Source organism: Bradyrhizobium sp. SZCCHNS3002 (assembly GCF_032377435.1).
GTDB lineage: Bacteria > Pseudomonadota > Alphaproteobacteria > Rhizobiales > Xanthobacteraceae > Bradyrhizobium.
This window is the reverse complement of the sequence record NZ_JAUHHY010000007.1, coordinates 323,677-340,535: the sequence shown is the minus strand read 5'-3', so window position 1 is coordinate 340,535 and position 16,859 is coordinate 323,677. Positions and strand designations below refer to the sequence as shown.

The 16,859-nt window shown below is 64.2% G+C and carries 13 protein-coding genes; 2 read left to right on the top strand and 11 right to left on the bottom strand.

What is annotated here, in order from left to right; translation table 11 throughout:
* Nucleotides 1-26 precede the first annotated feature (26 nt).
* The 4 genes from QW845_RS17625 to QW845_RS17610 all read right to left on the bottom strand — a co-directional run bounded on the left by QW845_RS17625 (nt 27) and on the right by QW845_RS17610 (nt 4,210).
* On the bottom strand, nt 27-2,558 hold the full coding sequence (locus QW845_RS17625; protein WP_315802814.1) for an HWE histidine kinase domain-containing protein: 2,532 nt from the start codon (nt 2,556-2,558) through the stop codon (nt 27-29).
* Nucleotides 2,555-3,148 carry a biliverdin-producing heme oxygenase gene (locus QW845_RS17620; RefSeq protein ID WP_315802813.1) on the bottom strand — a complete coding sequence of 198 codons (594 nt, stop codon included), beginning with the start codon at nt 3,146-3,148 and terminating at the stop codon, nt 2,555-2,557. Before QW845_RS17620 ends, QW845_RS17625 begins: the two co-directional genes overlap by 4 nt.
* 164 nt (nt 3,149-3,312) lie before the next feature.
* Complete coding sequence (locus tag QW845_RS17615; protein ID WP_315802812.1) at nt 3,313-3,750, bottom strand: nuclear transport factor 2 family protein; 438 nt, start codon at nt 3,748-3,750, stop codon at nt 3,313-3,315.
* A 34-nt stretch (nt 3,751-3,784) separates the two neighbouring features.
* Nucleotides 3,785-4,210, bottom strand: a complete 426-nt coding sequence (locus QW845_RS17610; RefSeq protein ID WP_315802811.1) for a nuclear transport factor 2 family protein — start codon at nt 4,208-4,210, stop codon at nt 3,785-3,787.
* Between the two features lie 98 nt (nt 4,211-4,308).
* On the opposite strand from QW845_RS17610, the gene QW845_RS17605 reads away from it, so the two are divergent.
* Nucleotides 4,309-5,238, top strand: coding sequence for a LysR family transcriptional regulator (locus QW845_RS17605; protein ID WP_315802810.1), 930 nt, complete (start codon nt 4,309-4,311; stop codon nt 5,236-5,238).
* Nucleotides 5,239-5,280: 42 nt separating this feature from the next.
* Here QW845_RS17605 and QW845_RS17600 read toward each other — a convergent pair whose 3' ends face one another.
* The 5 genes from QW845_RS17600 to QW845_RS17580 form a co-directional block, all read right to left on the bottom strand.
* A complete protein-coding gene (locus QW845_RS17600; RefSeq protein ID WP_315802809.1) occupies nt 5,281-5,901 on the bottom strand; it encodes a glutathione S-transferase family protein in 621 nt (206 codons plus the stop codon).
* Nucleotides 5,902-6,029: 128 nt separating this feature from the next.
* The gene (locus QW845_RS17595; protein ID WP_315802808.1) at nt 6,030-7,016 is read right to left on the bottom strand and encodes an MBL fold metallo-hydrolase; all 987 of its coding nucleotides are present in this window, start codon (nt 7,014-7,016) and stop codon (nt 6,030-6,032) included.
* Between the two features lie 1,309 nt (nt 7,017-8,325).
* Nucleotides 8,326-8,748 carry a PaaI family thioesterase gene (locus tag QW845_RS17590; RefSeq protein WP_315802807.1) on the bottom strand — a complete coding sequence of 141 codons (423 nt, stop codon included), beginning with the start codon at nt 8,746-8,748 and terminating at the stop codon, nt 8,326-8,328.
* 147 nt (nt 8,749-8,895) lie between these two features.
* Nucleotides 8,896-9,720, bottom strand: a complete 825-nt coding sequence (locus tag QW845_RS17585; protein WP_315802806.1) for an SDR family oxidoreductase — start codon at nt 9,718-9,720, stop codon at nt 8,896-8,898.
* A gap of 199 nt (nt 9,721-9,919) precedes the next feature.
* Nucleotides 9,920-10,357 carry an HIT family protein gene (locus QW845_RS17580; protein WP_315802805.1) on the bottom strand — a complete coding sequence of 146 codons (438 nt, stop codon included), beginning with the start codon at nt 10,355-10,357 and terminating at the stop codon, nt 9,920-9,922.
* 468 nt (nt 10,358-10,825) lie between these two features.
* Here QW845_RS17580 and QW845_RS17575 point away from each other — a divergent pair, with 468 nt between their 5' ends.
* Complete coding sequence (locus QW845_RS17575) at nt 10,826-11,569, top strand: AraC family transcriptional regulator (protein WP_315802804.1); 744 nt, start codon at nt 10,826-10,828, stop codon at nt 11,567-11,569.
* Nucleotides 11,570-12,101: 532 nt separating this feature from the next.
* On the opposite strand, the gene QW845_RS17570 is transcribed toward QW845_RS17575, so the two are convergent.
* Nucleotides 12,102-15,557, bottom strand: coding sequence for an AAA family ATPase (locus tag QW845_RS17570; RefSeq protein WP_315802803.1), 3,456 nt, complete (start codon nt 15,555-15,557; stop codon nt 12,102-12,104).
* Entirely contained in the window at nt 15,554-16,780 is a 1,227-nt protein-coding gene (locus QW845_RS17565; RefSeq protein ID WP_315802802.1) for a DNA repair exonuclease, read from the bottom strand. The genes QW845_RS17570 and QW845_RS17565 overlap by 4 nt, the downstream gene beginning before the upstream one ends.
* Between the last annotated feature and the right edge of the window lie 79 nt (nt 16,781-16,859).

Genomic DNA, 16,859 nt, shown 5'->3' with positions numbered 1-16,859 from the left:
AAAGCCGACTTTGATGCGCGTGCGACTCATTTGATCTTCATCAATGCCTTCTCGACGACTTCGCGCGTGTACGGCTTCTGAATCACCGGCATGTCGGACAGCTCCGCAGGAATCGGCGCACGCTCGCCATAGCCGGTCGCGAACATGAAGGGCACGCCGAGTTCCTTCAACCGGTGCCCGACCGGCAGGCTGCTCTCCGCGCCAAGGTTGATGTCGAGCAGCGCGAAGCTCGGCACCGCGCGCTCGATCGACTTCAACGCCTGATTGACGGAGGCCGCGGTGTCGATGTGCCGCGCACCCAGCTCGAGCAGAATCACTTCGGCGCCCATCGCGATGATCAGATTGTCCTCGACGATCAGCACCGTACCGGACAGCCGCGGCGTGTCCTCTTCCTTGAACTGATGACGGGAGGGAGCGCCTGTCATCGCCGGCACCATCTGGACGAAATTGGCAGGGATCACGAAACGCGCCTGCACGCCGAGCAGGTCGAAGCGGATCTCGGCGTCGCCCTTGAGGTCGAACGGCACCGAACGCTCGATGATGGTGGTGCCGAAGCCGCGCCGCGACGGCGGCTGCACAGGCGGGCCGCCGCTCTCCTTCCAGTCGATGACCAGGCTCGAGCCGGGATCGAGCCGCCAGATCACCTGCACCTGTCCGGTGGAGTCGGCCAGCGCGCCGTATTTCGCCGAGTTGGTCATCATCTCGTGCACGACGAGCGCGAGCGTTGCGAACGCCTTGGGGTCGAGCGCGACATCCGGCCCTTCCATCAGCACCCGCCCTGCCCGCGAACCGAGATAGGCCCCCGCTTCCGATTCGAGCAGCGCGCGCAACGCGACCGGCGCCCAATTGAGATTGGTGATCTGGTCGTGGGCGCGCGCCAGCGACTGAATGCGACCGCCGAGCACGGAAGCGAACTCCTCGACAGAGCTCGAGGTCTCCTTGCTGTGCGCGACCAGGCCGCGCACGAGGCTGAGGATGTTGCGGACGCGGTGATTCAGCTCCGCGATCATCAGCTCCTGCCGCTCCTGTGCGCCGCGGCGCTCGCGCGCGGCGAGCTCCGAAAGCTGCAGAATCACTTCAAGCAGAGTGATGCGCAGGCCCTCGGCGATGCGCAGGTCCGCCGAAGACCATGGCTTCGACTGGCCGGCCACCGTCTGCTGCCACAGCTCGAAGCTCTTGCGCGGCGTCAGGCGCGGCCCGAGCGGCCCCTCGGCATAGGTCTTGTTCGGATCGCCCGCCCAGTTGACCGAGCGCAACACCTCGCGGCGGAAGAAGATCAGGCAGTCGCGCGGCGTGCGCGAGATCGGGACGGCGAGGAAGCCGGCGGCGCGATCGCGGAATACCTCGCCGGCCGCGTACACCTTGGCAATCTCGGCGCTGGCGCAGATGCGGCCGGGGGAGGTCCGGTTGATGAAGCCGATGAGGTCCTGCACCTCCTCTTCGGTCGGCGTCTCGCCCTCGAGCGTGATCTCGTCGTCGGACCACACGGCGATGCCGTCGCACTCGATCATCTGCCGATAGTCGGCGACAAGGTCGAGGATCGCGCGCTTGCTGTGCGCCTGCGCAGCCGCGCGCTCGATCAGCCGTTCCTGGATCTGATGCGCACGCGCCTCATAGGCGACGTCGGTCTCGCGCTCGCGCGCCTCGAGCAGCCAGGAGTACATCTGGCCGAACAGCTCGGCCGCGGTACGCTTCTCGAACGACAGATGATGCGGCGCATAGTGATGGCAGGCGAACAGGCCCCACAGCTTGCCTTCGCGCAGAATCGAGACCGACATCGACGCGGCGACGCCCATGTTGCGGAGATACTCGATGTGAATGGGCGAGACCGCGCGCAGCACGCTCATCGACAGGTCGAGCAGTCCGGCATTGTGCGTAGGCGTCGACTGCAGCGGCGCAGGCGCGGCGTTGATGTCGGCGATGATCCGGAGCCAGTTGCGCTGATAGAGCTGCCGCGCCTGCTTGGGAATGTCCGAGGCCGGATAATGCAGCCCGAGGAACGGCTCCAGGCCGGAGCCCGCGACCTCGGCGATCACCTCGCCCGAGCCGTCGGGATGAAACCGATACACCATCACCCGATCGAAGCCGGTCAACAGCTTGAGCTGGCGCGCCGCCTCCTGCGCCAGATCCATCATCCCCGTCGTCTTGCGGATGCGGCCGAGCATCAGCCGCACCAGTTCGCCGGAATTGACGCCGGGCTCGATCAGACTGGGCTCGGCCTCGACGACGAGATACGCACCGGAAAAGTGGATGGCGAGGTCGAAAAGCTTGCCACGACCCTGCAGATCGACGCCGAACACGCGCTCGACCGCATCCGGGCCGCTGAGATAGTCGACCCTGGCACGGATCGCGGCCGCGGCCGCCTCCGAGAGCACGGCGTCGAGCGGCTGCTGCAGCAGCCATCCGAGGTCGCCGCCGAGAAAGTCCGGCGCGTTCTCCGAGGCCATGCATATGGTGAAGTCCGACACCAGCGCCAGCAGGAATCCGAACGGCTGAACCGTCCCGGGAACATGGATCGGCTCGCGATCGCAATTGGTGAGGTTGACCGGCTCGTTCATGCTGCTGCCATCGCCTTCGCAAACATCGCGAACGCTTCGCGTGCACTCATGATCACTCTGACATCGTCGCCGGGAGGAAGCGGCTCTTCCGCAAGCTGTGACAGGAAGCTGCGCCACAGCCCCTGCCCCGCGCCGTGACGCAGATAGCGCGTTGCCCGTCGCACGCGGGGGTCGGCCGAGGCCGCGACGATGCGCAGCAGATAGGCCGCCCCGAGACGCGAGCCTTCCAGGACATAGAGCGTGCCGAAGACGAAGGCACGATCGAGCGGCCGCGCCGGCAGCTCCATGGGAACGATACGGCCGTTGAGATCGGCAAGATCGGCGCGGATCGCATCCGTGCGCCGCCGCCGGGTCCAGTCGCCGAGCATCGCGTCGGCGCCGGCACGGTCGAGCATCTGTTCCAGCGGCAACAGCACGGCCGCGCTCGCCTGCAGGAAGCGGCGATAATGCGCCGTTGTGGTCAGGTCGAAGCGGCTGAGGCGCTCGTCGAGGGCATGATGAGCCGCCGACGTGGCGGCCTTCAATCTGTCGCGAATGCCCTCGGTGCCGTCAGCGGGAATTGGATCATCGGAAATGGCAGCCAGCGACATCAAGGGGCTCAGAAAAAGGAGATGGGGCCGCACGGCGCGCCACGGCCTCATGCAACGTCACTGGAACGGGTGAGTTCCCGCTCCAGCTCTCTTTTTCCGCCACCATGGTCCGGCTCCCCGGTCCCACAGCCGAGTTCCCCTCGGTTCCCGTCGCGCTGGGCACGTCAGCGGTCCGCAGGCACCACAGCCGCTGGCGGACCCAGCACGATTTCGATCAGCAGCGTATCGCAATATTCGACCCATTCGGTGATGCGGCCATTGTCGAGCCGGAGCACGTTGCAATAGCTGTTGTCGTAGGCGCGCCCATCGGCGGTCGTATTGCGGCCTCGCGCCTGGACCACGACGTGATCGCCTTCCGCGATCAGCCGCACCGGAATGGTGGTGATGCGGCCGAGCCGCGCTCGCAGCGGCGCGAACAGCTCGGCGAGAACGGTCTCTTTGCCGTCGTAGCTGCGCGACCACGATCCGCTGCCCATGATGACGAAGCGGAAATCGTCCGACAGATGCGCCAGCAGCGGCTGCGGGTTGCTCTTGGCCAGCTCGTCGAACACGTGCTGCACGATCTGCTTGTTGTGGTGACTTAGGGTGTCCCCGGCGCTCATCGGTGGTTCTCCCTTGAATTCGATGATCGTCGCATCAGCTGGCCTGCCGGAGCGAAGCCGGGAACGGTCCCAGCACCGCCTCTGTCAGCGCCGAGTCGCAATATTCGCGGATTTCCACGATGCGTCCCTCACGCAATCGGAAGATCAGGCAGTAGTCGTTGTCGTAAGCCCGCCCGGCCCTGGTGCGCATCTCGCCCTTGGCTTCGACCACGACGAGGTCGTCCTCGGCGATGAAGCGCAGCGGAAGCGTGCGGCGTCCCTCGGCCAGAAGGCTGGCGAGGTGACCGTGGAGATCGCGCAGCAGCGCCTCCTTGCCCCTGATCGTCTGCGACCATGAATATTGCCCGGTGATCACCATGGTGACGTCGTCGGCGATGGCCGCGACGTAGGCGGCGCGGTCGCCGGCGGCGGTTTTCGCGAGCAGCTCCTGCATCAATTGCTTGTTGGCGCTGGCGGTCATGACATCGTTCCTCCCGAATTCCTCGTGCGACAGGGGGAAGCATGCGGCACGGTCCTGCATTCTTCCAATCGATATTGAATATGATATCAATTCGCCTGATGAATTTGGCCGCACTCGATCTCAACCTGCTGGTGGCGCTCGATGCGCTGCTCCGCGAGAGCAGCGTCAGCCGGGCCGCATTGCGCATCGGCCTGTCCCAGCCGGCGACCAGCCACGCGCTGCAGCGGCTGCGCGATCTGCTCGGTGATCCCCTGCTGGTGCGGACCGGCGCGCGAATGGAGCTCACGCCGCGGGCGCTCGCGCTGCAGGCGCCGCTCGCGCAGGCGCTGGACCAAGTGCGCGGCCTGCTCGCGCCTGATGTCTTCGACGCCATCAGCAGCGAGCGTCAGTTTCGGCTGATGATGCCCGATCTCGCGGTCGAGTTGCTGATGCCGTCCTTGATGGCCAAGGTGACGCGCGCCGCACCCAATGTCCGCATCGACGTCGTGCCGTGGCGGGGACCTGCGATCTTCCATGCCGAATTCGCGCGCACCATCGACATGGTGATTTCGATCGGCAACGCCTTCAAGGGCTTTCACCGCCAACTGCTCTACACCGACAGCGATGCGCTCGCCGTGCGCCGCGGTCACCCCGCCGGATCAGGTCTGGCGAAGCGCGAGAGGTTTCTCTCGGCGCGCCACGTCGCCGTGGTGCTGCGCGGCCAGAGCGAGGACCTGATCGACAGCTGGCTGCGCAGCAAGGGCTGGGAGCGGCGGATCGCGCTGGTGGTGCCGAGCTACATCGAGGCGCTGCACGTCGCCGCGCGCACCGACCTCGTCGCCTTCGTGCCGCGCCGCCTGATATCAGCGCTGGCGCGGCCGTTGTCGCTGGCGACCGTGACGCCGCCGCTCGATCCCGGCATCGACGAGCAATTCATGTTCTATCCGACGCGGGCCCAGGTCGAGCCGGGCTCGATCTGGCTGCGCACGCTGATGCTGGAGACCGGCCGCGAGCTGGGCGGCGCGCCTCCACGCGCGACGAAGGGATGAGCCGGCGGTGCGGGCGCCGCCCGGCGCGTGTGTCCGCGGCCGTCAGGCCGAGACCTCGGCAAGCGCCTTCTTCACCGCCGGCCGTTCAGCCATGCGCTTGAAATGAGCGGCGACCTTCGGGAAGGCGTTGATGTCGACGCCGTCGCCCTCGAGCCATTGCGCGATCGTGAACAGATAGGGATCGCAGATCGTGTACTGCTCGCCCATCACCCAGGGACCGCGCAACATCTTCTGCTCGATCAGCGCGAAGCAGGCACCCATCGTCTCCGGCACCTTCTTCTTCATGTCGGCGAAAGAGGAGTCTTCGGTCGCCCAGCGATAGCCGCGCATCTTGTGCGCGTGGGCGATGTGGACCGTCGAGCAGAGATAGCTGGTGAACGACTGCACCTCCGCGAAGGCGAAGACATCGTCGAGCGGTGCAAGACGAGCCTCCGGGAAGCGCTGCGCGATATAGGCGAGCATCGCCGGCGTCTCGGTCAGAACCCCCTGCTCGGTCACCAGCGCCGGAACGCGCCCCTTGGGATTGATCGCGAGATAGTCCGGGCTTTTCTGCTGGTTGGTCTTGAAGCTGAGCTTCTCGGCGACGTAGTCGGCGCCGGTCTCGGCCAGCGCGATGTGTGAAGCGAGCGCGCAGGTGCCTGGCGCCACATAGAGCTTGAGCATGGTGATCCCTGACAAGACGAGACGCGAACCTAGCGGCGGCGGCATCGGCCGTCCACCCGCTGTCGAGGGAACACGTCTGCGCAGCCAGCATGCGCCGGCGGTCGGGCAAACGGCAAGGCGGCCTCAGGTCACAGCGGCGCCACATCCATCGTGTGGACCGCCGTCGGGAAGTAGCGGAAGCCGTCACCGGCCTTGCCGATGTGCCCGATGCCCGGCCATGGGAAGTGATAACCGAGAATCCGCGTGCGGTTGGCGGCGAGCATGTCGAGCACGCGGACGCGGGTCTTGGCGGCCTGTTTCGGGTCGGTGTCATAGGCGAACTCGATCAGCGGCTTTTCGATCAGCAGCACCGGATGATGGGAGATGTCGCCGATATAGGCGAGCTGATCCTTGCCCGACTGGATCAGGAAGATCGTATGCCCGACGGTGTGGCCCGGCGTGAACATCGCCTGGACGCCCGGCAGGAACTCCTGGCCGTCCTTGAAGAAGGTGATGCGGTCCTTGACAGGAACGAGATTGCGCACCGCCTGCTCGTAGAACGCCTTGTAGTTGGGGCCGACCTTGGCCTCGTCGGTCCAGAAGGTGAAGTCGGCTTCGGAGATGAACAGCTCGGCATTGGGGAAGCTCGGCTTGCCGTCCGGGCCGATGACGCCGCCGCAATGATCGATATGGGCATGCGTCATGACCAGCGCATCGACGTCCTTGGCCTCGATGCCCGCCTGCTTCAGGGTCGTCAGCATCTTGCCGGTGGTGTCACCGAACAGCTTCGAGACACCCATGCCGTTGTCGAAGATGATGATCTTGTCTCCCGTGTTGAGCACCAGGATGTTCTGCTCGAGGGTCGCGGCGCCTGTCGGCAGAAAGTTGCTCGTCAGCATCGCATCGAGGTCACCGGGAGAAATGCCGAGGAACGCCGCATGGGGATCGCCAAGCGGCAGCACGCCATCGGAGATGATGGTGGCCTCGGCCGAGCCGAGCTTGAAGCGGAAGAACGTCGGCGCCTGCGTGTTCAGGAACGGCCCCTTGGCCAGGACGGGACTCGTGAGACCGTACAGCCCGGCCGCAGCGCCAAGGCCCAGCATCGAACGACGCGAAAATCCTGTTAGCTTTGTCATCTTTGCCTCCCCAAATCGATCTTATTCCTTGCTCGCGTTGGTCCGAGCTGCCGATCATGACGTTGTCACTTCAACAAGGTGCCGACGCTTTCCCCTTCTCGATCAGCACGCCCGTTCTCGATGAGCACGCCGCTCATGGTCATGTGCAGCACCGGTTTCCGCGCTCAACCCTCATGGTGAGGAAGCGCGCAGCGCCGTCTCCGGACGATGCTACGCATCGCCGGGAGAACCATGAGGCCCCAGGGTGGCCTCGCCCTTCGAGACGCCCGCCTGCGGCGGACTCCTCAGGGTGGGGCGCAGCAGCTCGGAACACGTCTGCGCGCTCGAAGAGCATGACCATCAAACACAATCTAAGATTATCTACATCTGCAATGCAGTCGCAACGTAAAAGACAAGCCAAGCGAAAGCGCTGCAGCCGCGAAACTTGGCGCAGCATCGGCGGTTGCTTGCAGAATGATCGTTCCAGGCGACGCGACGCAGGGTCCATCGGCGCGGATCGGATGTCTGGCTATGCGAGTCAGGCACGCCCCTGCCATTGAGAAACAGTGTTCCTGTCGATCGATGGCGAAACACGACAGACGCGACCTCGCCGTCTCGCGGCGCGAAGCGCCCGAGCTGTTGCCGAGAAGGACCCTCGCAAAGAGGAGGGCGCAGGGAATGCCGGGTGCTGGCCGCAACCCATGGCCCGCCTGCAACAAAGAAAGCAGGCGGCAGTCACCACAGGTCCAGCCGGTCATCCGGCATTCCCTGCGCGATGGGCTTCCGTCTTATACGTGATCTCCCCGGGGACCGGCTGTCTTGCCCCCGTCACCGGCGGATCATTATCACCGCCCGCTTGGCATCAGCACCGGGATGCCAGGACCACACGATTTCAACGTCCGCGAAAGACCCCGCACCCGCTTCACGCCGGCGAGCCGACGCAGCGCTGCACGAGACCGGTCGACGTCGTTCGTCGGACGACGCCGTCGCAGCCACCGCATCCCGCCCCGCGTGTCGTGACGACGCGTACGCCCCTCCTGCCGGGACGGAACGGGTGGATAAGACACCTGATTTGGGGGGAGAGTCAAGAGGAATTCCGAAAAACGGAACTTGCGTCTGGATGACTGCCAGGGTTGGCCCGCTGCAGTTGCCTCGCCGCCTCCCGCTCGTCGGAGCAGGTTTTATGCAGCGTCACCGTAGCTCTGTAACTCTCCAATCCGCTCCCTGGGGGCATGGATGCCGGCGTTCGCCGGAACGACGGCGGAGCGTGTCGGTACGGTCGCCGGAGCAAGATATCTCGGAACGTCCTGCGTGTCCGGCAAGCTTGAGGTTATTTGGCGAGCGCCTTCGCCGCCTCGACCAGCCGTGCACTCGCGCTTGCGGTGGCGAGCAATACACCGGCATCGCCAGTGAGGCGTGCCTCCATGAAGGCTATCGTCTTGCCGAGTTGGAGCACCCGCGCCTCGCCGACGATCGGTCCAGGTTTTGCCGGCGCAAGAAAGTTGACGGTCATGCTGACGGTCGCCGTGTAGAGCTGGCCCTCGGTCTTGATGAAGACCGCAGGTCCCATCGTATCGTCGAGCATCGATGCGAGGATGCCACCCTGGATGAATCCGGCCGGGTTGCAGAACTCCGGCTTGCCGTCGAAGCCGATCTTGATCCAGCCCTCAGCCGGGCGGCCGTCGATCAGCCGCCAGCCGAGCAACACGGCGCAGGGCGGCGAAGCGAGCGTGTCGATTGCGGTTGCGATCATGGGTGCCTCCTCGGTGCGCCCAAGTTCTAAATGTCCGCTGCTGCCAGCCCTGTGTCAGCAGCCGAAGTCGCCATCGACGAGCGCTATCCAGGCGCGGCTGTCGGGCGCTGATCCAGGTCGTTGTTCGAGGCGTGAATCCGCTCTCTCTCACCCGGGCCCCTCACGCCGGCGCTTCCGCTCAAGCTTCGCGACCATGCGCGCGCCAAGCCTACGCGCAATCGATGGGAAGAGCCGAAGGCCGAGGACGGCCAGCCGGGCACGCCCACCCGGAACGATGAAATGCCGATCGCGCTGGATTCCCCGCAATGTATCCGCAACCACGAGGTCCAAGGGAGTTCTCGGGATGGTCAGCGTATGTCTCCGGTTCTCCGGTGTCCGATAGGAATCGAGCTCCGCGACCATCGGCGTCTCGAACTCTCCCGGGCAGACGAGATGAACCTTGATACCTTGGCGCAGCAGCTCGTAGTGCAGGCATTCGGTGAAGCCGACCAAGGCATGTTTCGTAGATCCATAGGCGGTGAAACCGAAAATGCCGGTTAAACCAGCGATCGATGCTATATTGATCAACCGCCCGCCAGTGGCGCCCAGATGGGGTAAAGCAGCCCTGGTGACGTTCACCACACCAAAGAAATTGGTTTGCATCACGTCCCGGAAGTCATTGTCGGTGAGGGTCTCGAACCGCCCCTCGCGCATCACGCCGGCATTGTTGAACACCATGTCGATCCCGCCTCGGCGACGAGCAACCTCCCCGATGGCCTGGAACGTCGCAATTGGATCGCCAACATCGACGGCCTGAACCTCGATATCGGCGCCGGCGTGTCGCCGACGAAGTTCGTGAGCCGCGAGGTCCAGATTATCGGTCCGCCGCGAGAGGAGCGTCAGCCGAGCGCCTTGAGGGGTAAGCGCGTTCGCTATCGCAAAGCCCAGGCCTGTCGTTCCCCCGGTGATGACAATGCTAAGTGAACGAAACATGTGAGAATCCTTGCTGAGCTTCCCAGGTGCCGTTGCTGAGCAGGACTTCGGACAAGCTCCCAGTGCCTGAAGCCTCCGGTGAGACCCCGCAGGGCGACGGCGCGTCGCCGCAAGGCATGACCACATCGTCTTCGTGCTGCCACATCCGAGCTATTCCGATTGGTATTTGAGCGACAGCGGACCGCATGCCGGGCTGCGGTCAATCGAGCGCAGCGGCGATGCGGTCGGCGAGGGCGAGCAGGGTTTCTGGTTTACCCATCGGCGCCTCCCCGTGGCCCTTCATCGGCACGTCAGCCCAGCGAGGTATGATGTGGAAATGCAGGTGGAAGACGGTCTGACCGCTGGCAGCCCCGTTCAACTGCACGATCAGGAAACCCTCGGGTGCGAGCGCCTTGACCACGGCCCGGGCGGTGCGTCGGGTGGCTACGGCCATCCGAGCGAGCACGTCCGGCTCCACGTCCAGCAGGGTGCGGGAGGTCGAGGTCTTCGAGATCACCAGGATGTGCCCCTCCGACTGCGGAAAGGCGTCCATGAACGCGAGGACGTGATCGTCCTCCCAGACCTTGGCGGCGGGGACTTCGCCGCGAAGGATTCGGCCAAAGATGTTGTTGGGGTCGTAGGGGGCGGTGAGGGTCATCTGGTGCTCCGGAGGATGGGAGAGGCTGCGGTGGGGCGTTTTGTGTGACGGCGCGGCGCTCCATCGGCCGAGGACGCGTGGTCCGCGGCACGGCGGCGCAATCGCTGAGGGGGTCTCGCATGCCGGGCGCGGCGCGCGTGACACGGACCGTCGTCTCTTAGTCTGGCCGAGGCTGACCGGGTGCGTGTTGCAAGCGGGCTATACCGTGTAGGCGGCATTTCCAGATGCCGGCCACGGCAAGAAGCCGCCACAACTCAACAGTCGCAATCAAGAGGGCGTTGGACATCATTTCCCCAAACAGATCTTTCCGCTATGGACGCCGCGTACGACAAGAGCTTGCGCGCCCAGGTCGCTGGATTGCGTCGGCGTGAATCTTCTCGCAGCATAGACGTGTGGAGGAATGGTCGCTTGCCAGAATCGGCTACCAACTTCGACGAGAGAGCTTTGTTGTGCCTCTGGCCTCAGCGAATGATGTTCATCGGGCGTCCAGGTGCGCTGCCGCTGCACCGGCATCCAATATCGGTCTGCCTGGTGGCGCTTCAGGCGCCTCTGCGGATCGGCACCAGAATGGCCGGGGAAAGCCTGACCTGCCTCACGGCCATCGTCCCCGCAGGCTTGTCGCATACCCTTGATCCAAGCGGGGCGCCGGTCGCCGTGATATACAACGATCCTGACGATCCTTACTATCGGCGCCTCTCGCCCCATCAGGGATGTGGCCTAAGCTCACTGGACCCTGACATCGAAAGCTCGCTTATCGTCGCTGTGCGGAATCTCTACGCGTTGCATCAGGCCGGTCATAGACTACGCTTCGACGATTTCGATTTCGCGGCTGGACAGGCATTGGGGATCGAACCACGTCCACCACGAGTCGATGCGCGGGTCGAACATATCGTATCGATCATAAGGGCTGACATCGCCCGCAATCACTCGATCCAGGAGCTGGCCCGGCGAGTCGACCTTTCCCCCAGCCGCCTGCAGCATCTGTTCGTCCAAGAGATTGGGGTGCCATTCAGGACGTTCAGGATTTGGATTCGTTTCCGGCACGCTGTGGAGCGTGTGGGAGGCGGCGACTCCATCACGTCGGCGGCCCTCGATGCAGGCTTTGCGAGCTCCAGCCATTTCAGCCACGCCTTCAAGGCAACCTTTGGCGCGACCGCGGCCAGCGTGCTCAAGGACGCTCCGTCCAGGGTCCAGATTCGATTGATCGGGTAGCTACGAGGGCCGCCATGGGCGCGGCGCTGAGGTCATTCTGGTGAGGGACGAGAAGCTCGAGATCGTGCTTGAGAGCTTGATAATGGCGATGATGGGCACGCTTCGCTTTGACCACCTACAGATTTCCCTACCCCCAATTTGACGAGCGTGGCGTATCGCCCTCCCCTTGCTGCCCAACAGCTTGCCGTCGCGCACACGAAGCGTCCACGCGGCAGGGTCGCGACCCGCCAGGATGACGGTGACCGTGATTCTGGTGATGAGGGGTGACAGCACTTAGTTCACCGAAATGGTGGGCACGGCGCGCGCGAGAGCGCAGCATAAGGCCTGCATTGTCGGCACGCGTCTCATGACGACGGGTACGCCCCGTCTTGCCGGGACGGAACGGGCAGATAAGATACCTGATTTGGGGGTGGAGTCAAGAAAGATTCTGAAAAACGGAATCAGCACCCTGGAACGGAACGCAGCGATGGAGCAAGATGGCGCGCAAGTCGGGGCATTCTACGCCGTAGTTGAGGACGTTCCGTCTGTCCGCTCAGAGACAAATCACATCGATCTCTTGCTCATTCAGCGAGCGCGCGAGATCAGCGATATGACGATGATGCGTAAACAAGATAATTTGCCGCTGCTGTCCGGCCGTCGCCAATAGCCGAAGAGTGGCCAGCGCACGCGCGTCGTCGAAACTCGCCAGCAAATCATCCCCAATGAACGGCAACGCTTCCGAACTGCGGCGCTCAAGCAGCGCGAGACGCAGCGCCAAAAACAACTGGTCTCGCGTGCCCTCGCTGAGGCCGGCCACGGGGACACGTTCGCCGTCCTGCCGCTTCGCCACCAGCACCGGTTGGTCGTCATCGCCATAGGCGATGACCAGCCCTGCGAAGGCGTCGTTGGTGGCCATTGAGAACAACGTACTCGCGCGTGCGATCAGGGGATCTTGCACCAGGGCTCGATGCCGTTCGATGGCGCGCGAGGCCAGTCGAGCCGCCGCGGCGCGCAACAGCCAGCGTTCCGCGATTGAAACGAGCTCGGCACCGGCCTCGGCCCGCTCAGCCGCCAAGGCAGGCGCGTTCCGTCCCTTCAGCAGCGCACCAAGCAGACGCTCCTTCTCGTGGAGAATGACGGAAGCTTCAGCGATATCCTTCAGCAGTTGGCTCTGGCGCAGTTCCCCGCGAGCGATATCACCCGGCAGCAGGTCGAAATCGAGCCCTTCGCGCTCTCGACGCAGCGCATCTTCGTCGCGTCCGTCGGCGATCTCGTGCACGTCCCGTCGCAGCGCGACCTGCTCGCGCTCCATTTCGTGACGCGCCACCAGCCGTGCAATGGCATCGGACAAACCTTCGCGGTCGACGCCAAAGGTGCGGCAGGCTTCGTCGAGCAATCCGTCCCCGGCCTGTCGCTGCGCTGTCAGTGTCTGACGCGTGACGACGCGCTGCTCGGCGTTCCGGCTAAGCCGCACGCGGGTTTCGCTGGATTTGCGCGCGTCCGCAAGGGCCGCCGACAGCTTCGCCAACGACTCCTGCGCAGAGTCGCTCCTGAACTGCGGCGCGACGCGATCAACCAGGCGGAACACGTCGGCATCGAACGCCCTCAGGTTCGATTCCATCGTCTCGACGCGATGTCCTTCACCCTCACGCGTGGTTTTCGGCACTGGCACCAACTGCCAAACTCCGAGCGCCGCCTCGGCTTCCGCCGGGATTGCGGATTCAGCCAGACCGATTCCGGTCATGGCAGCGGGCCAGACGTCACGTTGCGCGGTCAACATTGCCTGTGCCTTGGCCAGCGCGGCTGCTGCCTCGGAGAGGTCACGCTCGAGCTGCTGCTGCTTGACTTCGCGCGCCTTCGCATCTGCCCATGCCGTCTGCAGGGCGTCGACGCGAGCCTTGGCTTCACGAAACAAGATCTCGGACGGCAGCGTAGTATCCGGCGATGCGCCCAAGCTGGCGAGGAAGCCGATCAATGCCGTCCTGCCGGCGCCGATCTCAGCGGCCAGAACATCGAGATTGACCTTGTGCGCATCCAGCCTGCCGAGCCGGCCAAGGATCTCCTCGACTTTACTGCGCCATGACTGCATCTCCGCAGGGCTGCGCGGCACGACACCCGCGGGTGCCCACCTCGCGCTCCAGGCAGAGGTTAGCGTCGTCAAGCTCGCCTGCAGGCTCTGCAACTTCACAGCCTCGCCATCAGACTTCGAGCGAAGAGCAGCAAGACGCAGCAGCGCATCCTCATGGAGGGCGGCGCGCTGGGTGTCGGTCAGCAGCGCGTCAGTCATATCGTCGATAGCATGAGAGGACTGCACGACCTCGGCAAAATGCGACTTCCGCGCCTCCCTATCGCCATCCAGCGCCGCGCCCAATGCGTCGAGCTGAATGTCGCGGAGCTGCCTCACACCGAGCAGATCAGTCCGGCGCGGCACCGTCCCGCCAGCACGCAGACGCGCCAGTTCAGCTTCGGTGTCGGCGAGCGATTGCCCGGTCGTCGCAAGCGTGTCGCCGAGCCGCTCGATCTCGTTCTCACAGACTGCGATGTCATGGGTAAACTCAGCAATCACCGCGACATCCGGCAACGGTAGGCCGCGCAACTGCTCCAAACCGGCGGGGGCGGGATCGAGGGCTGCGACGGCGCACTCCAGACTCTCGATCTCGCCGGTCTGCACCGCCAGATCGCGCCGATGACGATCCACCTGCGCGAGAATGTCGCCGAGCGCATCGAAGCGCTGACGGATCTGTTCGACATCGAGCGCGGCCTGATGCGGCCCCGCTTCGGTCGCGAATATGTTGCGCTCGCCCTGGGTCCGCACCTGCCGCGCCTCGGCCTCCGCCAGCGCCTGCGTGGCGCGCCCAAGCTGGGCAATCGCGTCGCGGGCACGCGCCACAGCGGCATCGGTCGGCTGGCGCTGCAACAGAAGGTCAACGGAGCCGAGACCGAGCCGTCGAGCCAACTCGGTGAGGCTTCGTTCCGCCTCGTCGCGCGCCTGGCGGCGTTTTGGAAGATCATTGACCCACTCGCGAACTGCGCCGAGCCGCTCGCGCAATGCGTCGATAGCTGAGGCTTCCGCAAGCACTCCGTCATCGATGGCCATGGCCGCGATTTCGGCAGCCTCGACGGCGTCAGTCGCGTCGAGCTCGGAAATTTTGCGGAGCAGGCCGACGTCGGCGTCGAATGCGCTGCGCCATGCGACCAGCAACTGCGGCGGAACCGGCGGTAGATCGGCGAATCCGATCAGTTCAGCCGCGACGCTTTCCAGCCGCGATAGCTTCGAGCGGACGCGCAGCGTCCGCTGCCAGCTCGACAGCTCGCCGCCGCTGCGGGCGTGCGCGTCATTCAGCTCGTCCAGCCTCACACGCGCATCCGCAACCGCGGCTTCGAGATCTCGCACCGCTTCGCGCGTCACGATCGCGTCCCGCAAGGCCTTGTCCGCCCTGTCCCGCCAATCAGCAGCGACATAGAACGGCTTACCGGCAGATTTGCGCGGGGTGAACAGATCCTCGGCTTCGCGCTGCAGCTTTTCCCGAACCTGCGATAGCGCGGTCATGCCGGCCGAACTTGCCGCCAGCGTTTCAGCAAGACGGCCCCCGGCCTTGAACAGCTCTTGTCCACCCTCGCGCAGCGCTTGCGCGGTGAGCCCGAACTCGCGGCTGAACGTCTCGCGCGACACGCCGCTTAGCAATGGAACCAGAATATCGTCGGGCAGCGCCTGCTCGTCCGCGTCGATGAGCGTATTCTTGTTGCCCTTGCGCCGGCGCGCCGAGATCAGCGTCCCATCGGAATGACGAAAGGTACCACCGATGCGCAGGTTCTTGCTCTCATGGCGGAAGTCGTAGTCAGTGCGCCCGCCGAAACCGAACAGCAGGTCGCCGATCGCAGACAGGGCCGAGGTCTTGCCGCCCTCGTTGGGGCCCAGCACGACATGCAAGGCGGCATCCTGCCGAAACGCCAAGTTACGGTCGGTGAAGATGCCGTAGCGTTCCAGACCGAGACGCTCGATCTTCACGAGATCTCTCCGGACAGAAACGCGCGGGCTTCATCTGCAAGAGCTTGATGGAGGTCGCCCTCCAGCAACTCCTCGTGCAGCTCCCTTGGCAATTTGGCTTTCACCGTCTCGACCAACTCAGCCAGCATCGATGCGAAGTCCGGATCCTTGACGACGACCTCCAGCAGTTGATCGATTTCGAGGCTTTCCGCAGGTGATAGTGACGCCACAGGCCGTGGAGGCAATTGGGTCTTCACTTTGAGCCGTTCAATCCAGCAGTCTTCGCCGAACTGAAGGGCGAGAGCGCGTATGTCGTCCTCGATCATCTCACGCCGGGCGACGAGTTGATTGTGCAGCGGAGTAGAGCCGGTCAACGTCAAACGGATCGCCAGCGGACGGCCATCCGCTTGGCCGTGCATGAGGGCAATCGCTGCGGAGATTCGCGCAACGATATCGTTCTCGCTGCCGACATTGGCGACGTCGACGGTGAAGTGCGCCCAGCGCGCCCCGTCGAGCGTCACTGGCGTCACCTCGACGATCTTGCCATCTTCCACGGTCACGCGCATCGCGCCCTTGGCACCAGTCTCGCGGATATTGCGGCCCTGCAGATTGCCGGGAAACACGATCCAGGGGTCACGATGCACGATTTCGGCTGCGTGAACATGACCAAGAGCCCAATAGTCGTAGCCGAAGCGCTTGAGGTCATCTTCGCTGCACGGGGCATAGCCGACGTGCCCCGGTCTTCCATCCAACGAGGTATGCAGCACGCCGATGTTGAGCCAGCCGTCGCGGCGTGCCGGATAGGTCGCAACGAACTCGTCAATTTGCCGGTTCGGGAAGCTGCGGCCATGCAGCACGACGCGATGAGCATCCAGCACAAAGCTGTCCGCTCTGTTCGAGGGAAACACCTTCACCAGGCCTGGATAGGGCAAATCCCGCGATACGACGCTCTCGGCATCGTGATTGCCCTTGACGATGAAGGTCGGAATGCCCTCGCGGTGCAGCCTGCTGACGGCGTTGACAAAGAAGTGCCCCGTGGTGACGTCTTTCCAACTGCCATCGAACACGTCCCCTGCGATGATCAGGAACGCCGCCTTGCTGGCAATTGTCTCTACGATCAATGCATCGACGGCGCGGCGGCCGGCGTGAGAAAAACGCTCCGCGACCGCCGGATTTTTGAGTTTCAGCCCGATCAGCGGACTGTCGATATGCAAATCGGCGGCGTGGATGAAACTGAAGCGCATTAGTTAGGGTGCTCTGAAATCTTCCGACGTCACCGGCACAAATTTCGCCGAACAACAAAAAAGAGTATAATTGGGTAAT

Excerpts from the sequence above, each read along its gene's own strand:
- QW845_RS17625 (WP_315802814.1), bottom strand. The coding sequence starts at position 2,558 with ATGAACGAGCCGGTCAACCTCACCAATTGCGATCGCGAGCCGATCCAT.
- QW845_RS17620 (WP_315802813.1), bottom strand. The coding sequence starts at position 3,148 with ATGTCGCTGGCTGCCATTTCCGATGATCCAATTCCCGCTGACGGCACC.
- QW845_RS17615 (WP_315802812.1), bottom strand. The coding sequence starts at position 3,750 with ATGAGCGCCGGGGACACCCTAAGTCACCACAACAAGCAGATCGTGCAG.
- QW845_RS17610 (WP_315802811.1), bottom strand. The coding sequence starts at position 4,210 with ATGACCGCCAGCGCCAACAAGCAATTGATGCAGGAGCTGCTCGCGAAA.
- QW845_RS17605 (WP_315802810.1), top strand. The coding sequence starts at position 4,309 with ATGAATTTGGCCGCACTCGATCTCAACCTGCTGGTGGCGCTCGATGCG.
- QW845_RS17600 (WP_315802809.1), bottom strand. The coding sequence starts at position 5,901 with ATGCTCAAGCTCTATGTGGCGCCAGGCACCTGCGCGCTCGCTTCACAC.
- QW845_RS17595 (WP_315802808.1), bottom strand. The coding sequence starts at position 7,016 with ATGACAAAGCTAACAGGATTTTCGCGTCGTTCGATGCTGGGCCTTGGC.
- QW845_RS17590 (WP_315802807.1), bottom strand. The coding sequence starts at position 8,748 with ATGATCGCAACCGCAATCGACACGCTCGCTTCGCCGCCCTGCGCCGTG.
- QW845_RS17585 (WP_315802806.1), bottom strand. The coding sequence starts at position 9,720 with ATGTTTCGTTCACTTAGCATTGTCATCACCGGGGGAACGACAGGCCTG.
- QW845_RS17580 (WP_315802805.1), bottom strand. The coding sequence starts at position 10,357 with ATGACCCTCACCGCCCCCTACGACCCCAACAACATCTTTGGCCGAATC.
- QW845_RS17575 (WP_315802804.1), top strand. The coding sequence starts at position 10,826 with ATGATGTTCATCGGGCGTCCAGGTGCGCTGCCGCTGCACCGGCATCCA.
- QW845_RS17565 (WP_315802802.1), bottom strand. The coding sequence starts at position 16,780 with ATGCGCTTCAGTTTCATCCACGCCGCCGATTTGCATATCGACAGTCCG.